The following is a 17,723-nucleotide window of genomic DNA, read 5'->3' on the forward strand; positions in this document are numbered from 1 at the left end:
CAATCAATTATGGCTATTCTTTGTTTTTAACAACCAATAAAGCCCTTTAACCCCTATTCTGATATCGTCGAGCCACAACAATACAAAAATTTTCTCGATGTAGGCAATAACTCCCCAACCTACGGCCAGGTAGTACATCCACGGGTAAAAGCCAAAAACAAACAACACGAAAAAGAATATACTTTGGATATATCCGGCCGATACGGCCGAATAAAGGTGCAAACCCGGTATTTTCCCAAAGCGGTAGAACGAAACCAGGTAACTCAGCACAAAAACGAACAGGAAGAGATACAGGATCCAGGCATGAGCTTCGATATCCGTCCACTTGAAAAGAAATAAACCCAGCAGGGCCATCGCGTAAGTACAGATATCGGCCAGGTTATCGAGCGCTGCGCCAAAATTAGTCTGAAGTTTAAAGTAGCGTGCAATATTCCCGTCGAGTACATCGCTGATCAGGCTAATACACAATAAAATGACAAACCATTTTTCCTGGCCGCTAAGGGCGAAAAACAGAATGACCGGAAAGACCAGAAGGCGGTATAAACTAATGAAATTAGGCACATTCAAAATATTTTCGCCTTTTACTATTATTTTTCTCATTTTCAGTCAACATTAAAATTGTTTAAATGAATTAACATGGCTATTGGCATGGTCAACTTCGCTGTAATCAGGAAGCCGAAGTGTAAATATTGTTTTTTTTCTTTTCCGACAGCTGCTGAATGAAATACTCCAGCATTTTATAAACGCTTTGCTCGTTGGGTTCATTTCCGTTGGGCGAAACGAGCAAATCCAGATTTTTTGTATCAAACAAGATGTCAACATCCGTATAGCTGCTGGTGAACGACATGCCGATGGAAATAACCCGTTCCAGAGCATTCATCTCTGCTCTCGAAAGCACTTTATCAGCAATCAGACGAACAGGCAACAAGCTTGATAAACTATTAATGATATGGGCATTTTTAATTGAATTCCGGGCCGTAAAATTCATGATCACAGGCAAATCTCTTACTTCCAGCGTTCGTAACAAATAACTGACAACAGTGTCAATCGGAATCAGATTTTGAGTTGAATCCGGATCTACACGTACCCGGATGGTTTTGTTGGGGTACCGCGACGCCAGGCTGTGGACTCTTCGTGCAAAATCAAAAATGCCATAATCGGTTTTGGTAACCCCTGTTTTATTATGACCAACTACCTGCGACAAGCGAATAATATACCCGTTTAACTGATTGGAGTCGATAAATTTTCGGACTACGTTTTCAGCAAACCGTTTCGATTGCTCATAGTAATTCCTGAACCCCGATATCTCTTCATTTTCATAAAAGGTTTCTCGGAACAGGCCCGGTATATGGCCGCACGAATATGCCGTGCTGATAAAAAAGAAACGCGACCGGCCGGTAGCATACTTCGAAAATACCTTCAGCGAATTCTCAATCCCGTTGATATTGGTATTGAATATTTCCTCCTTCGATTTAAAATCGAACTTGAGGCTGGCGGCAAAATGAAAGTAGTCGGTATCCTGGCTGAAAATTTCGGCCAATTGTTTTTCGGGTATCGAAAAATTTTCGTGCAGCAATGAATAATTGAATATCTTCAGTTTTTCTGTTTTTTTATACGCACCATCATTAATTCCGGCCAAAGCAACTTTCATCCGGTCATCAGCCGAATACTTATGACTTCCTCTCACCAGCGCGATGACCTCGTAACCCTGCCGAAGCAGTTCGTTGATAAAGTTGGAGGCGACATAGCCATTGGCCCCGTTAATAATTATTCTCTTCATAGTATATCGTCTTCTTGAATCGATTAAAATACATAGCTTTATTTTTTTGCATTACAAACGGTTCCCGCTACAGGAAAAGCACCAGCATCAGGACAACGCTCAACGGAATGCTCAGATTATCGGAACCACGCCAACCGGCAATTTCGGACAGAGTCCCTGTTAGCGCAACAAGCAGCGCCAGCCAAAATGTCTTCAGATCGAATACTGCCCGGTGAAAATAGAGGGCAATAATACTGATCACAAAACCGGTGACCAGAAATGCAACCGATCCGATGATGGTTTTTTCTGTTTTTACACCAAACAGTTTAATCTTCCCATTGTTCTTCTTCGCACTCATACCAAGTATAGCCGCCATGGGATCACAAACAGCCAGTAACAACATGGGCAGGATATACAGAAATTTATTCTCAAAAAGGGTGGAAATCAAGAACGTGATGTAGATAGAAAACGGCAACAGGTAACTGCCTATCGATTTTCTTTCTATATCGTGAATTGATTTCAGTTGTTTGCTGTATTGCGTAGCAAACAACACCGCGAAAAAAATAGCCGCCAGGACCAAGACATACCAATGCGAACTAAAAATATACGGAAAGGGAATTGTTGCCAGTGTGCCCGTGAAGTGGGCAAACTTACGCGTTATTTCGCCTTTAACGTTAAGCCTCCGGTAATTGAGTTCATTAAAAATTAAAAGAATGGCTATTCCAATTAAATAAACAAGCGCGAATACAATTGTATTGACCATGTAACTCTATTTTAGTTGGTACGGACCAGGTTAATAATTAAAAACAAATACACTGAACGTCACCCATGCCCCACCGGCAATCAGACTGTCGAAACGATCGAGAAAACCTCCGTGTCCCGGAATCAGCTTACTGAAATCTTTTACCTGATATTTTCTTTTATAAAACGACGCTGCCACATCGCCTGCAAAGGCAAAAGAAACAACACCTGCTGCCATCAATACTGATTTTAAGGGCAATCCGTCATACAGATCATCAAGCAACAGCGAACTTACCACAGCCACCAATGCCCCTCCAACCAGTCCGCCAACCGTTTTATTGGGGCTGATTTCGGGCAGCAGTTTGGTACGTCCCCAAAGCTGCCCGCTAATTTGGCTGAAGCTGTCGAAAATGGAAAGGATTAAAAATGAAAAGAGGATTAACCCTTTATCCAGCGTGCTAAACAGGAAAAATCCTGTTGACAGAACCGTGAAAATAAACAGCGACGACCAAAAGAACCCTTTGAATTTATAACTGTTCAAACCGAACAATTTAAATAACTCGTAATACCCGACTCCAATAATCAGCGCAGCCAGGAATGTGAACACGACCGGTTTAACAACAATACTGAAAAACAAAATGTTGATAATAAAAAAATAAGTGATGAACTTGGTGTAACTTTTCCGGGCCACCTGGGCATCTTTATTCCGGTTGATCAAATAAAAACTGATTCCGCCAAGCAAAAAATAAATAAGAATGATAATATAAATTGTACAAATCATCTGTAACTATTTATTATTCAGTATTAGCCAACAATCATGAACAGTCCCAGTGCCACCATCACGGCAGCATAAGCATATTTTATTCTGTTTTCAGAATTCCCGATTTTAACGTTTGCCAGTAATTTAGGCCCGGCAAGCGCCCCGATTGCCGATCCGGCAGTAAGAAATCCCACCAGGGTCAGATCGATTTTTCCGATTAAAAAATGAGCACCTACGGCAAAAAACGTATTACTCAGAACAACCAACATCGAAGTGCCAATGACCATTTTTAAAGGAATACGCATTGAAAACAGGCCGGCAAGGACAGGCGCTGTTCCGCTTGTGCCAAAAGTCCCGGTAATAATTCCGCCAAATAATCCAAAAAATGAACCCTTTGCGATTTTCCGTCCCGTGTAGCTTTGCCCATTTGCTGGGGCGCCGCTATGCCGGTTACGCCAGGCGCCAATAGCTATGTTAACCGCAATTAAAACCGAATAGATGCCGAAACTCACTTTAAGCAGATTGCTACTGATTAGCCGCGTAATACCGGCGCCAATAAAAGCCCCTGCAATTCCAGATATGGAAAACAAAACAGCCATCTGAACATCAATATTGCTCTTTTGGTAATGACCAAGCGAACCGACAAGGCATATCGGCAGCGTGGCAACCAGCGAGGTAATTACGGCTGTTTGTGCCGGCGCCTTTACAAGGAGCATCAGGATTGGCAGAAAAAAGAATCCGCCACCGCCGCCAAGCATGGTCCCGAACAAACCGATGATCAGGCCGAACAACGGGAGCAGAAAATAAACAGGTTCTATGGGAGAATAAAAGATCATGGGTCTCTGCGTTCTAAATAAATTGTTGCTAACGGATGTATCAGCAAAGCACGGTCTAAGATGCCGTCTTTATAGTTATATTCATTTGTTTTATTGTCTTTGTCGTCCGTAATCACATAGGTTTGATCGGCGATACATTTCAGCGGCTTTTTTTCGCCATTCCTTTCATTAAACATACAGGATACGTCCACCGGCTCATTAAAATAGAGCAAGCTACCGCTGTAAGTAATATTTTCATTTACAAAAACAGAGTCTCCGTCTTCAACCAGAAGGTAAGCTTCTCCCCGCTTCTCCAGCCGCAAATCCGAATTTAGCTTTCCGTTTTTGATTGTCTGTACGTGCGAACTCCATAAACTCCCGTCGCGGTAAATACTGTTTTGTATAAACTTAACCCGGTATGTGAAAATGATCTTTACTTCAACATCAGTGATTGCTTCGATCCGGGTCTCATCGCCCACGTTTTTCTGGTGCACGGCAAACTCGCCGATGTTCATTCCTAAAACACGGATACGATATTTCGCCGTACGGTCGGCTTGCCGGGCAAAAACAGATGAAGATGAAACAAAAATCATCAGCAGGGATACCCAAATAAATACTGAATATTTCACGAATATGCGAATCAGGCTCCTGTACAGAGGAATGGTTTTCATGGCTCGCTTAATCATATCTTTAAAGGTGAATTTTCATATACAGCTCAATGACAAAAGAAATTCATTATTGTTTACATCTCCCTTTTAAATTCTTCCGCTTTTACGAGAAAAAACTTTAAACCGGCGGAAATCGATTTCAATAAATTCACATTCTTTGAATTCTGGTCGGTTTTTAAACTAATAATCTGGTCAATCAGATCGATATGCTGCCTGATTTTTTTCTCTGCTTCCCCAAGAATTGCAGGTACATCTCTCGAAATCGCCCGGTAGTAACGTTTGCGGTCGCCCGGGTAGGTTGTGTATTCGATACATCCGCGCAATTCCAGGTTTTTAAGCGCTGTACTGACAGTTCCTTTGCTGATCTGCATTTCCGTCACAATCTCGTCAAAGGTATACTCTTCCTTATCCATAACCATCAGTAAACCCATAATTCGGGCTGCAACAGGCTGAATACCATCCCGTTCGCGGTGTCGACCAATACATTCAACCAGTTCTTTTTGTTTCCTTATCCTTTCCGAAGCATCCATCTTTTCTCGTTTTAGCGTAAAATTAATTGGTTTTGTCAGTTCAAAACTAATCAAACACTCAAAACTTCACAAACAAAACAATATTTTAACTTTGCCAATTTTCAATCAGTCGGCAGTTCAGAAACGGGAATTTGCCACCGCCCGGGTCTGCCGGCAGGGTGTATTCATATTAGCGGAGTTTCAACAATTGGGGTACTTTGAACTTCTGTTATTATTATTTTGAAATTATAAGTTTAACTGACTGAATTAATTTATCTCCTTCACTTTGCAGGTCAAATGTAAATCCTGAGAATTGCCATTTCTTCACAAATAAACGAAGGGAGCCCATAATCATGATAGCTAAATGAGTTGCATCAATATCGTTACGTAATTCGTTGTTGTGTTGGCCTTCTTTTAAAATGGTCAGTAGTATTTTGTTATTGTGCTCAATTAGCTCAGCAATTTTTTCAGTGAGTATTTTTTCATTTCGAAACATTTCCTCAGAAAATACAATTGAAGCCAGTGAAGGCATTTCAGAAAATGATCTGAAATGTTTTTTAAATAGCTGTTCAATTTTTCGAATGGACGATTCTTCTGATTTTAATTCGGAATAAAATATGTCGTTGCTGTTTTTTTTCATCAAATCAAGAATGGAAACCAGTATCTGTATTTTATTCTCAAAATGCCGATAGATGGCTGGTTCGGTAATCCCCAACTTTTTCGATAGGTTTTTTATTGTTAGGTTTTGAATACCGTTTTCATTGATTAGCCCAAGCGCGGTTTCAATAATTTCCTGTTGTCTTGCTGTCTGCATAGGCCCGTTATTTACTCTTTTGATCTTTCTTACAAAGGCACAAAGTTAGTTAATAAATACTAACTTTCAAGTATGTTGGACTCAACAATTAAAAATTTTCAGCAAATTTAAAAACCTTTGTCAGTTCGAAGAAAAGGCATCCATCTATATTATCTTAAAAAACTCAATTACTCCAAGGCACCATCGTTAAAGGACAGCATCAAGATACAATCCTATCGAAATTGTACACAATAAGTCCAGCACCTAATGATGGGAAGGAGTCCGATTCATTGTCCTATCCTCTGCTCTCCCTTGGTTTTTTTTTCTTGCGGATGAGCTTTGAGCTTGTTTGCTGGAGTCATCTTTTTGGTTAATTCAACATTAAGCGTAGTACTGCTTATTGAGTCCAAAGAAATGACAACTTGTTCATAATCTGGTGCCGAGAAAACCACGGTCCTGGCGGAATCATTGGTCCATAGTTTGTAATTCCCATTGACATCTGAAATTGTTCCGATCGTTGTTGTTTCGAACAGGACACTGGCGGCTTCGATTGGTTGTTGAGTTCCCTTCTCAGTAATAATTCCCGATAGATTTATGTCCTGTCCAAAAATACAGTTTGCGGTTGTTAAGAGAATTACTAACATTAAAATTTTATATCCGGAGTCTTTCATGTCTTTTTCTGATTATAGATTCAATTTACGTAACGTGCGTATAATTTTCAGCTACAACGCAAGGGCATGCTAGCTGACTTTTTCCTGTTTAAGCAGGCTATGAACGATGAAGCTCGATATCAAATACTTTTGGTTTTCAAGGTTTGAATCAGCGTCAGATTGATTTTGAGAGTCTTGATAGTAGAACTGGTTATTGATAATTGAGAACGCGGAAAGCGATAGTATGCTTGTGAAAAGATATTTCGGATCAATCGGATTGATCAATCCTTTTTCTTCCGCAAGAATGATTTCTCTTTCAAATTTACTGACAAAAATTTCGCTTAGTTCACTGATGATACTGGAGACCTGCTGATTCGTGTTTAATCCATTGAGTATGAATGAAGGCAAATATGGATGGATGGCAAACACGTTCAGTACCTTAGAAACAAATTCATCGATTAAGTCGAAAAGATTCGTGTTTCCTTGCGATATAACTTCTACGTTTTCAAAGATGATATCGATTATTTTATTCATTACAGCTTCAAATAAATTTTCCTTAGAGCGGTAGTAATAATGAATCGATGTCTTGCTGACGTTGGCATGTTGTGCAATCTCACATAGTCTCGCGCCGGCAAATCCTTTTTGAAAGAAGATGATTATGGCTGAATCAAGGATCTTTTCATCCTTTTTAACTAATGGACTCATTTTGATAGAATTTCATGACTATTAATTGTGTGATATGAAGATATAGGATTTATGAATGCCTATTTGAAATAGATCATCTTAACCTGAATCGTGGTGTCTTCTGTCAACTTGAACGACGCTTTATCAAACGATGGCTTGTTGGTCGGACCAATCGATTGATAGTTGGAAAATCCCAGTCCTTCTTTAGGCAAAAAAAATCCCTTTTCAATTTTACCATCATTATTTTCATCATGGAAAATGTTTACAGCATACTCTCCTGGAATAAGTTCATGAAAGGTTACAGTCGAGCTACCTTCGGAAATTGATCCCTGGGTTTTCTTGAAGTACTTATTTAATTCTTTGTCGGGAAGTGCGTCTTGGGTGTTATACAAAACAAACATGACATGTCCTTCCGAGTTTCTGAGACTCTCTACATTTACCGATAATGAATGGTTACCTTCTTTTGAAGGGATTCGAAAAGAGTAGCTCAATCCGATTAGAGCAAATAATAGGCCGATGGCGATGTTTCTCGCTAACAATGATCTTTTCATAATTCTGAATTTTAATTTGAATTCAACTTTGGTGTGATTTGTCTGAACCCAACGAGCTCTCCAGACTGACATTGCGGACGTCCTCGTTGGCCTTGTAATTCCTTATTTTGCATTAAATATATAGGTAGATAGATGAATAACCTGAATCGTGCGTTTCAGCTGTTTCGCAGCTACTAATCTGCGGGTGATTTATTTTTAATGGCCTGAGCTTCGCTGATCATTTTATTGAGGAGCCGTTGTTGATTCATAAATAGACGAAAGCTCCCCAGTATACTAACAGCTAGCGACTTGGCTGTTCGCGTGGACTTAAATACTTTGTCTTCTTTTCCATGATTTATTATTTGCAATAAGTAGCGCTTGGCTCCAATCTTTATTCTCAATAACAGATCCTGTATTTCAGGACTTTTATTTAATAGTTCTGCAGAAAAAATTAAGGTTAGATAATCACTATTATCCGACTAACATGCAGATTTGAGATTTTTGATCTTTAATTGCATGATAATCAATTGTTATTATTTCTATTTCAAAAGTCACCCCCTGCTAAAAAGCAAGACTGGTTTGCATATTTGATATTGGTGACCCTCTTTGTTTCAAGTATTCTCGGTTAGTACTTCGAAGCAATTCAAATACATCAAGCAAACTAATCAGATGTATGCGAACTAACGAAGCCACAACTGAAAATGCTTTTTTTGTTTGGGCCATCTTTTGAATCACTGTCATTAGCAATTGTGCAATTAAGGTGCACCAAACCTGTGTGCGAATGGCATTCTCGTTTTCCCCGTAAAAGTAATGAAGCTGGAAGTTCTGTTTCATTTTTTTGAACAGCAGCTCGATGCCCCACCGTTTTTTGTATAAGAACGCTATTTCTTCGGCCGTACTATCCATGCTATTGGTGATAAACTCATAATACCGGTTCTTTTCATCCTGATAGCATACTTTTTTCAGGCGAAGGGTTTTCTTCTGCTTTGTTTGTTTTTTGCCATTTTCATCTTCAGGAGAGTACTCAATTTCTATGATTTCCTCCCGAAGTACCATTGCTTTTCCTTTCTGTTTTTGATGTTCCTGCAACACTTCAATGACCGTATAAAGGGCATTTTTCTTGATCCGGGTAACAAAAAAGACCGATTTACTTGTCCACAAGGCAAACTGATGGTAATAGTTATAGGCCCGGTCGAAAACAACCATACTGTACGAGATCAGTTCCAGTTCCTTCAAAAAGTTTTTGTCGTGTACTTTGGCTTCGGTTATTTTAATAAACCGTCCAACCGATTGTACTGCATCAATGAGCATATGAACCTTTAGCCCGCCTTTCTTTTTGCCATCGTTCTTGGGATTGCGTCCAACTCCTTTCAGAATATCACTGAATAACCGGATCGTGGTCGAATCGATCAGTAAGACTTCTTTAAAGGTGAGGCCAAAGGTTCGGCTGTCCGACAAAAAACTTTGATAATGGTGTACCAATTTAAAATAAACATCTTCAAAGAACTTGTTGTCCCGGTTGCGCATCCCATCGCAAGCGGTACTTTTGGCTGGCGCTTCTTCAAGCCCCAAATGGTTCAGCTTTCCGCCCAAAGCCCGCAGCCCTTCACATATCTCGGTCATCGAGTCGCACCGGCTAAAGATGCCAAAGAGAACCGTGATCAAATGTGTCTTTGCCTTAAAAGCTTTATAGTAATAATCAGCATTGTGCTTCTTTACTATACTGGTCAAACTGATGCCCTCTATTAAACTAATCACTTGTTTGAAAATCGGCTGTCCGACAAAATTTATTTCTGTATTTTTGCTCATGTTGAAGTTTTTTCGCAAAACAAACTTACAACATGGGGCCAAACCTTCGGGGAGTAACCCCTATTTATTTTTTTCCCCGTTCAGTAGTGTTAGATAATATGGTTTGGTATTAAATAAGAAGTAAAGGTTTTTAAAGAGATAGTTCAATTCTTTCTCTGACGAAAAATTCTGTTGTTTGGCCGTATTTACCAATTGATTCAATTCACTCTCTAAACTTTCTAACATCGTGAGTAGAATTTCCTCTGTTGTTTCACAATGACAAGGAAGGGTCCGTTGGTCGATATTTAAATCACGGGCTAGTCTTTCCGGAGACAAGGATTCTATTCCGGATTCAACGATTATTTTTCCAACTTGAGCGATAATTTCTTCATCATGTTTTTCCATCGTCTTTATTTTATTAGTTAAAACTAACTAACTTCACACACATAGCTTATTATATTGAAAACGATCAATATGTAATGTCTATTTAATAGTTGGTTCAGGTTACTGGCCCGTTGACTTTCATTTTGGCGATGAGCAACTCAACAAATACCCATAAAGTGATTGGCTCAGTCGTGTCTACCTGCATCAACTATAATTTCAAACATGTGGTGCCCGCAGAAACCCACTTAGTGTTTGAAATAAATCCACTCCTTTAGACCTCAAATCAAAACTGTATCCCGTGTTTTTCCATTGGCGGACTAAAAACCGAACAGACCCCAAAAATAGGAATATTGCATACAAGATGTCAGACTTACTTTCAAAATGACGATAGATACCGGGCTCTGAAATACCAATCTCTTTTGATAGGTTCTTTATCGTAAATCCATGGACTCCTTTTGAATCTATCAGCAGAATGGATTCAACGATGATTTGCTTTTGCCTTTCAGATAACATTTTTTTTCTGTTAGTAAATATTCACTAACAAAGAAAACGTATTTTTTTCTAGTTTCCAACTCTTTGGTAAATAATTTTGAGGATTTGATTTGATATTCAGACATTTCAGAAAAAAATCATCAGATGAAATTGCTATAAATGCCATGGGCGTCCCATCAGATCATTGTTTTGAAACGTATTTCCCTGACCTCTTCTATCTCTATACCTCAAAGACTCAATACCCACCACACGCCACGGTCTGTGCTTTTAAATTTTCAAGCTTTTCCACAGCCCACACAGTAATAAAAGGACACGTCAACGTGTCATTGATTTTTCAATTGAAAGCAAACTTATTTATTACCTCGAAGTAATGCTGAGTTTTCTTTTTGTAAAACTAATCAGTGTTCCAGTATCTCTCTGTTGAACTCATAATCCCCGAAGGGCACTTTGAAGAAAAGACGATAAAGAACGGGGACAAAAAGTAACGTAATGATTGTTGCAAAAAATAGTCCGAAGATAATGGCCAGGGTTAAAGGTTCCCACAGCAGTCCACCGCCGAAAAGAAGAGGTAGCATTCCGAGTGATGTCGTTAATGTTGTTAAAATGACCGGTCTGAAACGGTTGTTTGCAGCCTTAAGGATGGCATCTCGCCGGTCTATTTCCGGATTTTCAGCTATTTCCACATCGATCCGGTCAATGAGAATGATGGCATTATTTACCACAATTCCGGCAAGCGCAATTACTCCCAGAATCCCAAAGAAACTCACAAACGAGCCGCCGACAAACCACCCGATGACTACTCCAATCATTCCGAGAGGAATTGCCAGAACAATAATCCCAGATTTCCTTATGGAGTTAAATTGAAGCACCAAAAGCAATAAAATGAGAGAAAACGCCAGAGGTAAATTTGAAAAAATTGCCCCAAGATTCTCATTCGTATCTTCATCTTCGCCACCAAACTCGTAATCGTAGCCAGGATCCCAAGATGCCTTTTGCTCTTTCATCCATGGACCAATAGCTTCAAAAATGTCAGAGGCGTTATACCCTGACTGCAAATAAGCACCTACCGTTCTGGTTTTCTTTAAATCTTTTCGGATCACTTTTGAAAATTCCCAATCCATCCTAACATCGGCTACCTGAGCCAGAGTAACATTTTGACGCATTGTCTCGGAATAAATACTAAAGGCTTTGACGGAACTTATATCGTGCTCCTTATTCTTGTCATTCTTCATGTAGATTGGGATACGTTCGCTGTCTTCCCGAAAGTCGTCTATCTTCATACCTGACAGTCCTGTATTTAAAGCCATGGCAATTTCCATATTGGTCAACCCCACCCGTTTTGCTTTATCAGGATGGATATCCACAATGAGCTTATTAATCTTTGGTCCCCAATCGTCGGTAATGTTTTTTGCCCCTTCTATTGTAACCAGCTTTTCTTTTACCTTTTCCGACAAAACAGCCAGTTGCTCCTGATCTTCCCCGGAAACACGGATTTCAACCGGCGTTCCGGATGCACCGGCACCTGTCAGCCGGTTTACCCGAATATCGGCGTCGGGAATATGATTGAGGCAAAAACTATCAACTTTGGCAATGATGTAGTCGTTGTCGACATCACCCGTCGTATTTAGCAACATATGTGCATAATTAGAATTGGCTTCATCTTTAAAATACCCCAGATCGTAGGGTTCCGGACCTTCACCAATAAACGAGGAAAAATCAATAACTCCAGGCCTTTTTGTTGTCCCGGGATCCACGAAAAGAGAACCCAGAATGTAATTCCCAATATCATTCACGGCTTTTTCTGTATACTCAATTTGCGTACCTGAAGGGAATTTAATGTCGACCGTTACCAGGTTCCGATCGCTGTCGGGCACCAGTTTAAAAGGCAATAGTGGTATCATCAGTAACGAGATGATAAATAATGCCGCAATAAATCCTAAAAATAAAAATGGTTTTTTTAGAACACGAAACAGCAAGCCGTTATACCATAGATTAATTTTTTTCATGTTACGGTCAACTGCATTTTCTTTCTTGGTGTTGGTTGTCGAGTTGCCTTTTATAATAAGCATCGCCAACAAGGGAATAAATGTAAATGCAAGTAGCCACGAACTTAAAAGTGTTAGACTGACCACCCAGAATAAGGGGGACGAAATTTCTCCCATGGGTGTTTGGGCTAAGGCAAACGGCAAGAAGGCTGATGCAGTGGTTAGTGAAGAAATTAACAACGGGATGATTAACACTTTACAGGAGTATACACTTGCTTTAAAGGTGCTCATTCCATTTTCCATGTTTACCAGGATGGATTCTGCCATCACAATGCCGTTGTCGACCAATAAACCAAGCGAGATGATTAGCGCTGCCAGCGATACTTTATTTAATCCCAGGTTGAGCAATCCCAGGAAGAAAAAAGTTGACAGAATAGCCATGGGCAACAGTGCTGCCACCAGCGAGCCCGTTCTAAATCCTAAAAAGAAAAACATCACTGCAAGAACGATTACCACGCTCTGCAGCAGGTTGATCAAAAAGTCGTTAACCTGTCCACTCACCACTTGATCCTGAGACGCTGATCGAACAACCTCTATACCTATGGGTAGGGTACTGTTGATTCGTGCCAATGCTCTGTCTACATCTTCCCCCAGCCGCACAATATTGGCCCCGTCCTTTAACGAGATGAAAAGGGCAATGGCAGGTTGTCCATTTATTTTGACAATCTTTTCACGTGGAGTTATGTAGTCTTGGTAAATATTTGTAGTGATGTCTTCTAAAAATAAGGGAGCTCCATTGGCCGTTGGAATTAAAATTTTTTTCAGATCATCCAGGGTTTCAAAGCTACCCGAAGGTTCAAGAACAATCCGCTTACGACCCATGTTAATTTCACCACCGGGATACAAAATGTTGGTTGCAGAAACAATATTTCGAAGTTTACTGGCATTTAACCCATAACGAGCTAATTGCTTGTCATCAAATTCAACGAAAATCCGTTCTTCCTGAACTCCACCATATTTCACTTTCGCGGCATCGGGAAGATATAATAACTGTTCGCGGACTTCTTTGGCGTAGTCTTCTAATTGATTGTAAGGAACTCCGTCACCCGTAACTCCCAAAATAATTCCGAAAACTGTCCCAATGTCTTCATCCTTTACAATAGGACCAAAAATACCTGAAGGAAGAGCGGGTTTTACATCATCAACCTTATTCCGGAGATTTTCCCAAACAGCTTGAAGTTGACCTTTGTTGACCTGAGAAATAAGCTCCACGGTGATAACCGAAAGTCCGTTCCGCGATTCACTTTCAATTGTTTTAACTTCAGCCATTTCGCGGATTGCTTCTTCCAAAGGATCAGTCACTAGTGATTCAACTTTCTGGGGAGAAGCCCCCGGGAATTTTGTAACCACTGTCGCCATCCTAATCGTATAAGGCGGCATACTATCCCGCTCCAGTTGAAAATAGTTGGCAACGCCTATAAAGGCCACAATCAGAATGGCTATAATCGTGATCCGGTTATTATTGAAGGTTATTCGGGTAAGGTTCATATCTGCTGTGTATAGGTTTATTATTTCGCCTGATCGATTAACTTCACCGTTCTTCCCTCGTACAGAAAGCGGATGCCGGCAGTAATAACAATCTCTCCGTCTTTCAATCCGTTTGTGACTTCATACCCCGAAGAAGTTAGATCACCAAGATTGACAACTCTTTTTGTAACAATATACAGGTCAGGCTCATTGCTTTTGTCGGCGAGATAAACAAAATCACCATCCTTATCATGACTAATTGCATCGGGGGCGACAATTATAGTTCCATGAGCCTTGTCTTCATGCAGTGGAATTTGAATGTTGCCAGTCATTCCGGGTAGTAAGCCCGTTGATGGCTCGGATATTTGAATGATTACCGGATACGAAGAAGCACCTTGGGTTCCCGGACTGATCTCATTTACCTTTCCCTGGAAAGATTCTCCTGGCAAAGTAATAAAACTGACGGTAACCAACTGGCCTTTTTCAATTTGATTAATCATGTTCTCAGGAATGGAGGTCTTAACCTCAATATTACTGGTTGAAGAGAATACGACGATTGGGCGGCCTGCGCTGGTCATTTCGTTTTCATCAGCTAAAATAGCGGATATTGTTCCATCAAAAGGAGCGACCAGGCGAGTATAGTCTAGTTGGTTTTTGGCAGCTTTCACTTGTGATTGCGCTGTTTTTACCATCGCTTCAGCCGACTCGAACTGTGCTTTTGATTTTTCATAATCTGTTAATGAGGCATTATTGCCAGCATAAAGTTTTTCAACTCTTTGAAAGCCTGAATGTGCTGCTGAATATTGCACTTCTGCATTTCGGAGCGAAAGAATTGCTTTGTTGTAGTTGATGAGGTAATCCGAAGTATCTAAACTGGCAATGACTGTGCCTTTTTTTACGACATCGCCTAACTCAACATTCAGCTGATCGATTGTTCCTCCTACCTTGAAACTCAGTTTTGCCTCTTTCGCAGCTTGTGAAACTCCATAGAATGAGCGATTTTGAGAAGTTGTGGTTTTCTCAACTTTCTGATAAAATACAGGCCGTATAGTTTCATTTGCGTCCTTTTTTCCACTACAGCTCATCAGGAGCAGGGCGATTAAAACAACTTGATACACTTTCATTCTTCTTCGTTTAAATAGTTTAGCAATCGACTCGTATACATATCTCGCTCCGTGTCATCATCTAAAAACGAAAACTTTCCCTGCAGACGTTCGGTATGAATAAAGTCTAGAATATATTGATGGTATGCACTTGTTACCAGGTGCTTTGTTCTTGTCATTACATTCTGGGCATCAATTAATTGAATGATGTTGGCAGCTCCAAGAGAATAGGCATTCTGTATGAGCCTGAAATTATCTTCAGCGGCTTGCGCTGCTTTCTCCGACAAATCTAACTCCTTGTACGAAGCATTCATTAATTGAACATTTGAGCGGATGCCTTTTTCAATCTTGTTGAGCAGGTCTTCTTTCTGCCAGGCTATCTTATCTTGCTCAATTGCAGAACGTTGCAATTCTGTTTTCTTTCTTCCACCCTCGAAAATAGGAATACTCAATCGTAAGCCCAGGTTCCAGGTAATGTCATCAGGTGGCGGCGGGACCGGCAGTTGTGGATTGGCGATTACACCTTCCCGTACAAATGACTGGTCGGCATTCCCAATCAGCGCAACTTCGGGCAGAAACAGCTGCCTGATTTGCATGGACTTCTGACGGTCAATAATTTTACCTGCAGTCTGAAGTTGCTGCAACTCGGGTGAGTACTTATACATTTCGTCAATAAGAAAGCTGGCATACTTTTCAGTCAAGTTCGAGTTATTGAAATACCAGGCTAATACCTTTTGATTGAGCACAATGGTTTCCGTTAGGTCAACCGAGTCAGGAGTGGCAATAGAGCTGCTGATGGGTGCATTAAGCAATTCGTTCAGCTGGTACATCGCTGACTTGTATTTCGATTGCGCATCATTCAAATCAATTTTATTCAGGTTCAGTTCACTTGTCCACCGATTCACATCGGATACACTACCTTCACCAGTTTCTTCTTTTGCTTTCGCCATTTCCAGGTTTTGTAGAGTCGTATAAACATTCTCGTTTTTAATTTGAAGATTGCTTTTTGCAAAAAGTAAGGAAATATATGCTTTGGAGACCTCCAGAACAAGATCAAGTGTGACTTGCTTATTGTACTGCTCTACATTTTCGGCCGCAAGTTTCTTTATGGCAATGTTTGCAAAAGCTGCTTCCGAATAGATAACTTGTTTCAATGAAGCTGATCCGGTGACGGTAAATTCTCCTTTTTGCCCCATGGAGGCTTCAACCAGGTTCTGACTTAGCTGAGCTCCTGTGCCTGATAGCTCGATTTGTGGGAGAATGGCAGATTGAGCGATTCGGACGTCCTTTTGTGCAATCAATAAATCCTGATTGGTAATCTTGCCTTTCAGGTTGTTTTCCAATACGATGGCAATTGCGTGACGAAAGCTTAATTCCTCTCCAGGAATCTTTGCAACGTTCATCAAAATAGCGTTTTCCAATACTTCCCATCTCGGGAACTGATCAATTTTCCTGAGGGATTCCATATTGACAACAGGCGGGCGTATTTCTCTGTTTATTGCAATTGGAATTTGGGCAAGATTAGTTCCTCTTCTGATCTTTCCCACATGTAAGGCTACTTGTCGTGCCATTTGCTGCAAGGAGAACTGTGGAGTAAAGGTTAAGGTGGCACCATTTTCCAGATAGCAAATTCCGCTTATGGCCAATGAAGGAATTTGTTGGTTGTTCAGTTCTTCAAAGAAGTCTTCTATTTCCGGCTGTGAATGTTGGATCAATGGAAATACAAAGGCAGCATCAATGTTGGATAGCAGCCTTGGTGGCGCTTGCTCGCCACCTTCAACCGGAACAAAGGTGACATCAAACGCGTTGGTGTCTGATTTGAGCAACTGGCTTATCGGAGCAAACTGCTCATATATTGTTTGGGGAAGTATAATCGCCAGGTGCTTGAAATTAAACACATTGTGAAAGTCCTGCAGATCGCTTTTTAAGCGAATCCATGATTCGATGTAGGAAAAATTATCAATTTCTGATCCTTGATCTGTACCCGTAGGCAATTTCTGAAGTTCCTGGTCCAGAATAGTAGACGCAATAACCGGTTTTGGATACGAAGATAGGCTTGCGGCTGCATCGGAAGAGAGGAATCCAAGGGTGATAATGATATCGATGTTTGGATCACTAAAAAAAGTTTGCAGATGCTGTGTTGCTACTTCATAGTTCCATGCCGAAGTCACTTCCTTAAAAGCCACACTGTCTCCGCTCTCTGTTAATGCCTCTACCTCAAGCTTCAATTGTTTGCTGAGAAGTTCAAATTCATTGGTATCTGCATCTTTAAGAATACCAATATTGAGTGTAGACTGGGCTTGAATAGTTGTCGGTATGATCAGCAGTCCGATGATTATTTTCAAAAATATTTTAGTAGTGCTCATGTGGGTTGTAAATTAATTAATTCAGTTTTCTGTATAACCTGTTTTAATTTGAAGCTTTTTATCTCCCTTTCCAAGATTAACTCCTGCCTAATGTACATTTCTGGTCCAATTTGACAACAAGCTTTTAAGTTTAAATCTACATGTATAAAAGCAATATAATTTGAGTTAG

The 17,723-nt window shown here is 40.4% G+C and carries 17 protein-coding genes; all 17 read right to left on the reverse strand.

The genetic code is table 11. From position 1 onward, the window contains the following. Window positions 1–3: 3 nt before the first annotated feature. Complete coding sequence (locus tag AC6H3C_RS19685; RefSeq protein ID WP_497517228.1) at window positions 4–600, reverse strand: CDP-alcohol phosphatidyltransferase family protein; 597 nt, start codon at window positions 598–600, stop codon at window positions 4–6. Window positions 601–667: 67 nt separating this feature from the next. Continuing rightward, a complete protein-coding gene (locus tag AC6H3C_RS19690; protein ID WP_497517229.1) occupies window positions 668–1,780 on the reverse strand; it encodes an SDR family oxidoreductase in 1,113 nt (370 codons plus the stop codon). A 67-nt stretch (window positions 1,781–1,847) separates the two neighbouring features. Further along, on the reverse strand, window positions 1,848–2,522 hold the full coding sequence (locus tag AC6H3C_RS19695) for a phosphatidate cytidylyltransferase (protein WP_497517230.1): 675 nt from the start codon (window positions 2,520–2,522) through the stop codon (window positions 1,848–1,850). Window positions 2,523–2,552: 30 nt separating this feature from the next. Then, window positions 2,553–3,281 carry a phosphatidate cytidylyltransferase gene (locus AC6H3C_RS19700; protein WP_497517231.1) on the reverse strand — a complete coding sequence of 243 codons (729 nt, stop codon included), beginning with the start codon at window positions 3,279–3,281 and terminating at the stop codon, window positions 2,553–2,555. 23 nt (window positions 3,282–3,304) lie between these two features. Continuing rightward, window positions 3,305–4,096 carry a sulfite exporter TauE/SafE family protein gene (locus AC6H3C_RS19705; RefSeq protein ID WP_497517232.1) on the reverse strand — a complete coding sequence of 264 codons (792 nt, stop codon included), beginning with the start codon at window positions 4,094–4,096 and terminating at the stop codon, window positions 3,305–3,307. Then, on the reverse strand, window positions 4,093–4,746 hold the full coding sequence (locus AC6H3C_RS19710) for a DUF6134 family protein (protein ID WP_497517234.1): 654 nt from the start codon (window positions 4,744–4,746) through the stop codon (window positions 4,093–4,095). The genes AC6H3C_RS19705 and AC6H3C_RS19710 overlap by 4 nt, the downstream gene beginning before the upstream one ends. A 71-nt stretch (window positions 4,747–4,817) precedes the next feature. Next, window positions 4,818–5,273 carry a GbsR/MarR family transcriptional regulator gene (locus AC6H3C_RS19715; RefSeq protein WP_497517235.1) on the reverse strand — a complete coding sequence of 152 codons (456 nt, stop codon included), beginning with the start codon at window positions 5,271–5,273 and terminating at the stop codon, window positions 4,818–4,820. A gap of 214 nt (window positions 5,274–5,487) precedes the next feature. Next, window positions 5,488–6,066 (reverse strand): TetR/AcrR family transcriptional regulator, encoded by a 579-nt coding sequence (locus AC6H3C_RS19720; protein WP_497517236.1) that lies wholly within the window; start codon window positions 6,064–6,066, stop codon window positions 5,488–5,490. A 266-nt stretch (window positions 6,067–6,332) separates the two neighbouring features. Then, a complete protein-coding gene (locus AC6H3C_RS19725) occupies window positions 6,333–6,716 on the reverse strand; it encodes a carboxypeptidase-like regulatory domain-containing protein (protein ID WP_497517237.1) in 384 nt (127 codons plus the stop codon). A gap of 69 nt (window positions 6,717–6,785) precedes the next feature. Further along, window positions 6,786–7,400, reverse strand: coding sequence for a TetR/AcrR family transcriptional regulator (locus tag AC6H3C_RS19730; protein ID WP_497517238.1), 615 nt, complete (start codon window positions 7,398–7,400; stop codon window positions 6,786–6,788). Between the two features lie 59 nt (window positions 7,401–7,459). Beyond that, window positions 7,460–7,930, reverse strand: coding sequence for a DUF2141 domain-containing protein (locus AC6H3C_RS19735; RefSeq protein ID WP_497517239.1), 471 nt, complete (start codon window positions 7,928–7,930; stop codon window positions 7,460–7,462). Window positions 7,931–8,470: 540 nt separating this feature from the next. Continuing rightward, window positions 8,471–9,718: an IS4 family transposase gene (locus tag AC6H3C_RS19740; RefSeq protein WP_497517007.1), complete on the reverse strand. Its 1,248-nt coding sequence runs from the start codon at window positions 9,716–9,718 to the stop codon at window positions 8,471–8,473. A gap of 60 nt (window positions 9,719–9,778) precedes the next feature. Continuing rightward, window positions 9,779–10,102: a hypothetical protein gene (locus AC6H3C_RS19745; RefSeq protein ID WP_497517240.1), complete on the reverse strand. Its 324-nt coding sequence runs from the start codon at window positions 10,100–10,102 to the stop codon at window positions 9,779–9,781. A gap of 195 nt (window positions 10,103–10,297) precedes the next feature. Further along, window positions 10,298–10,594, reverse strand: coding sequence for a TetR/AcrR family transcriptional regulator (locus AC6H3C_RS19750; protein WP_497517241.1), 297 nt, complete (start codon window positions 10,592–10,594; stop codon window positions 10,298–10,300). Between the two features lie 377 nt (window positions 10,595–10,971). After that, window positions 10,972–14,106, reverse strand: a complete 3,135-nt coding sequence (locus AC6H3C_RS19755; protein WP_497517242.1) for an efflux RND transporter permease subunit — start codon at window positions 14,104–14,106, stop codon at window positions 10,972–10,974. 20 nt (window positions 14,107–14,126) lie between these two features. After that, window positions 14,127–15,209 carry an efflux RND transporter periplasmic adaptor subunit gene (locus AC6H3C_RS19760; protein ID WP_497517244.1) on the reverse strand — a complete coding sequence of 361 codons (1,083 nt, stop codon included), beginning with the start codon at window positions 15,207–15,209 and terminating at the stop codon, window positions 14,127–14,129. Further along, window positions 15,206–17,554 (reverse strand): TolC family protein, encoded by a 2,349-nt coding sequence (locus AC6H3C_RS19765; RefSeq protein WP_497517245.1) that lies wholly within the window; start codon window positions 17,552–17,554, stop codon window positions 15,206–15,208. The genes AC6H3C_RS19760 and AC6H3C_RS19765 overlap by 4 nt, the downstream gene beginning before the upstream one ends. Window positions 17,555–17,723: the final 169 nt, after the last annotated feature.

The sequence above is a fragment of the Gaoshiqia sp. US2 genome (assembly GCF_059705485.1).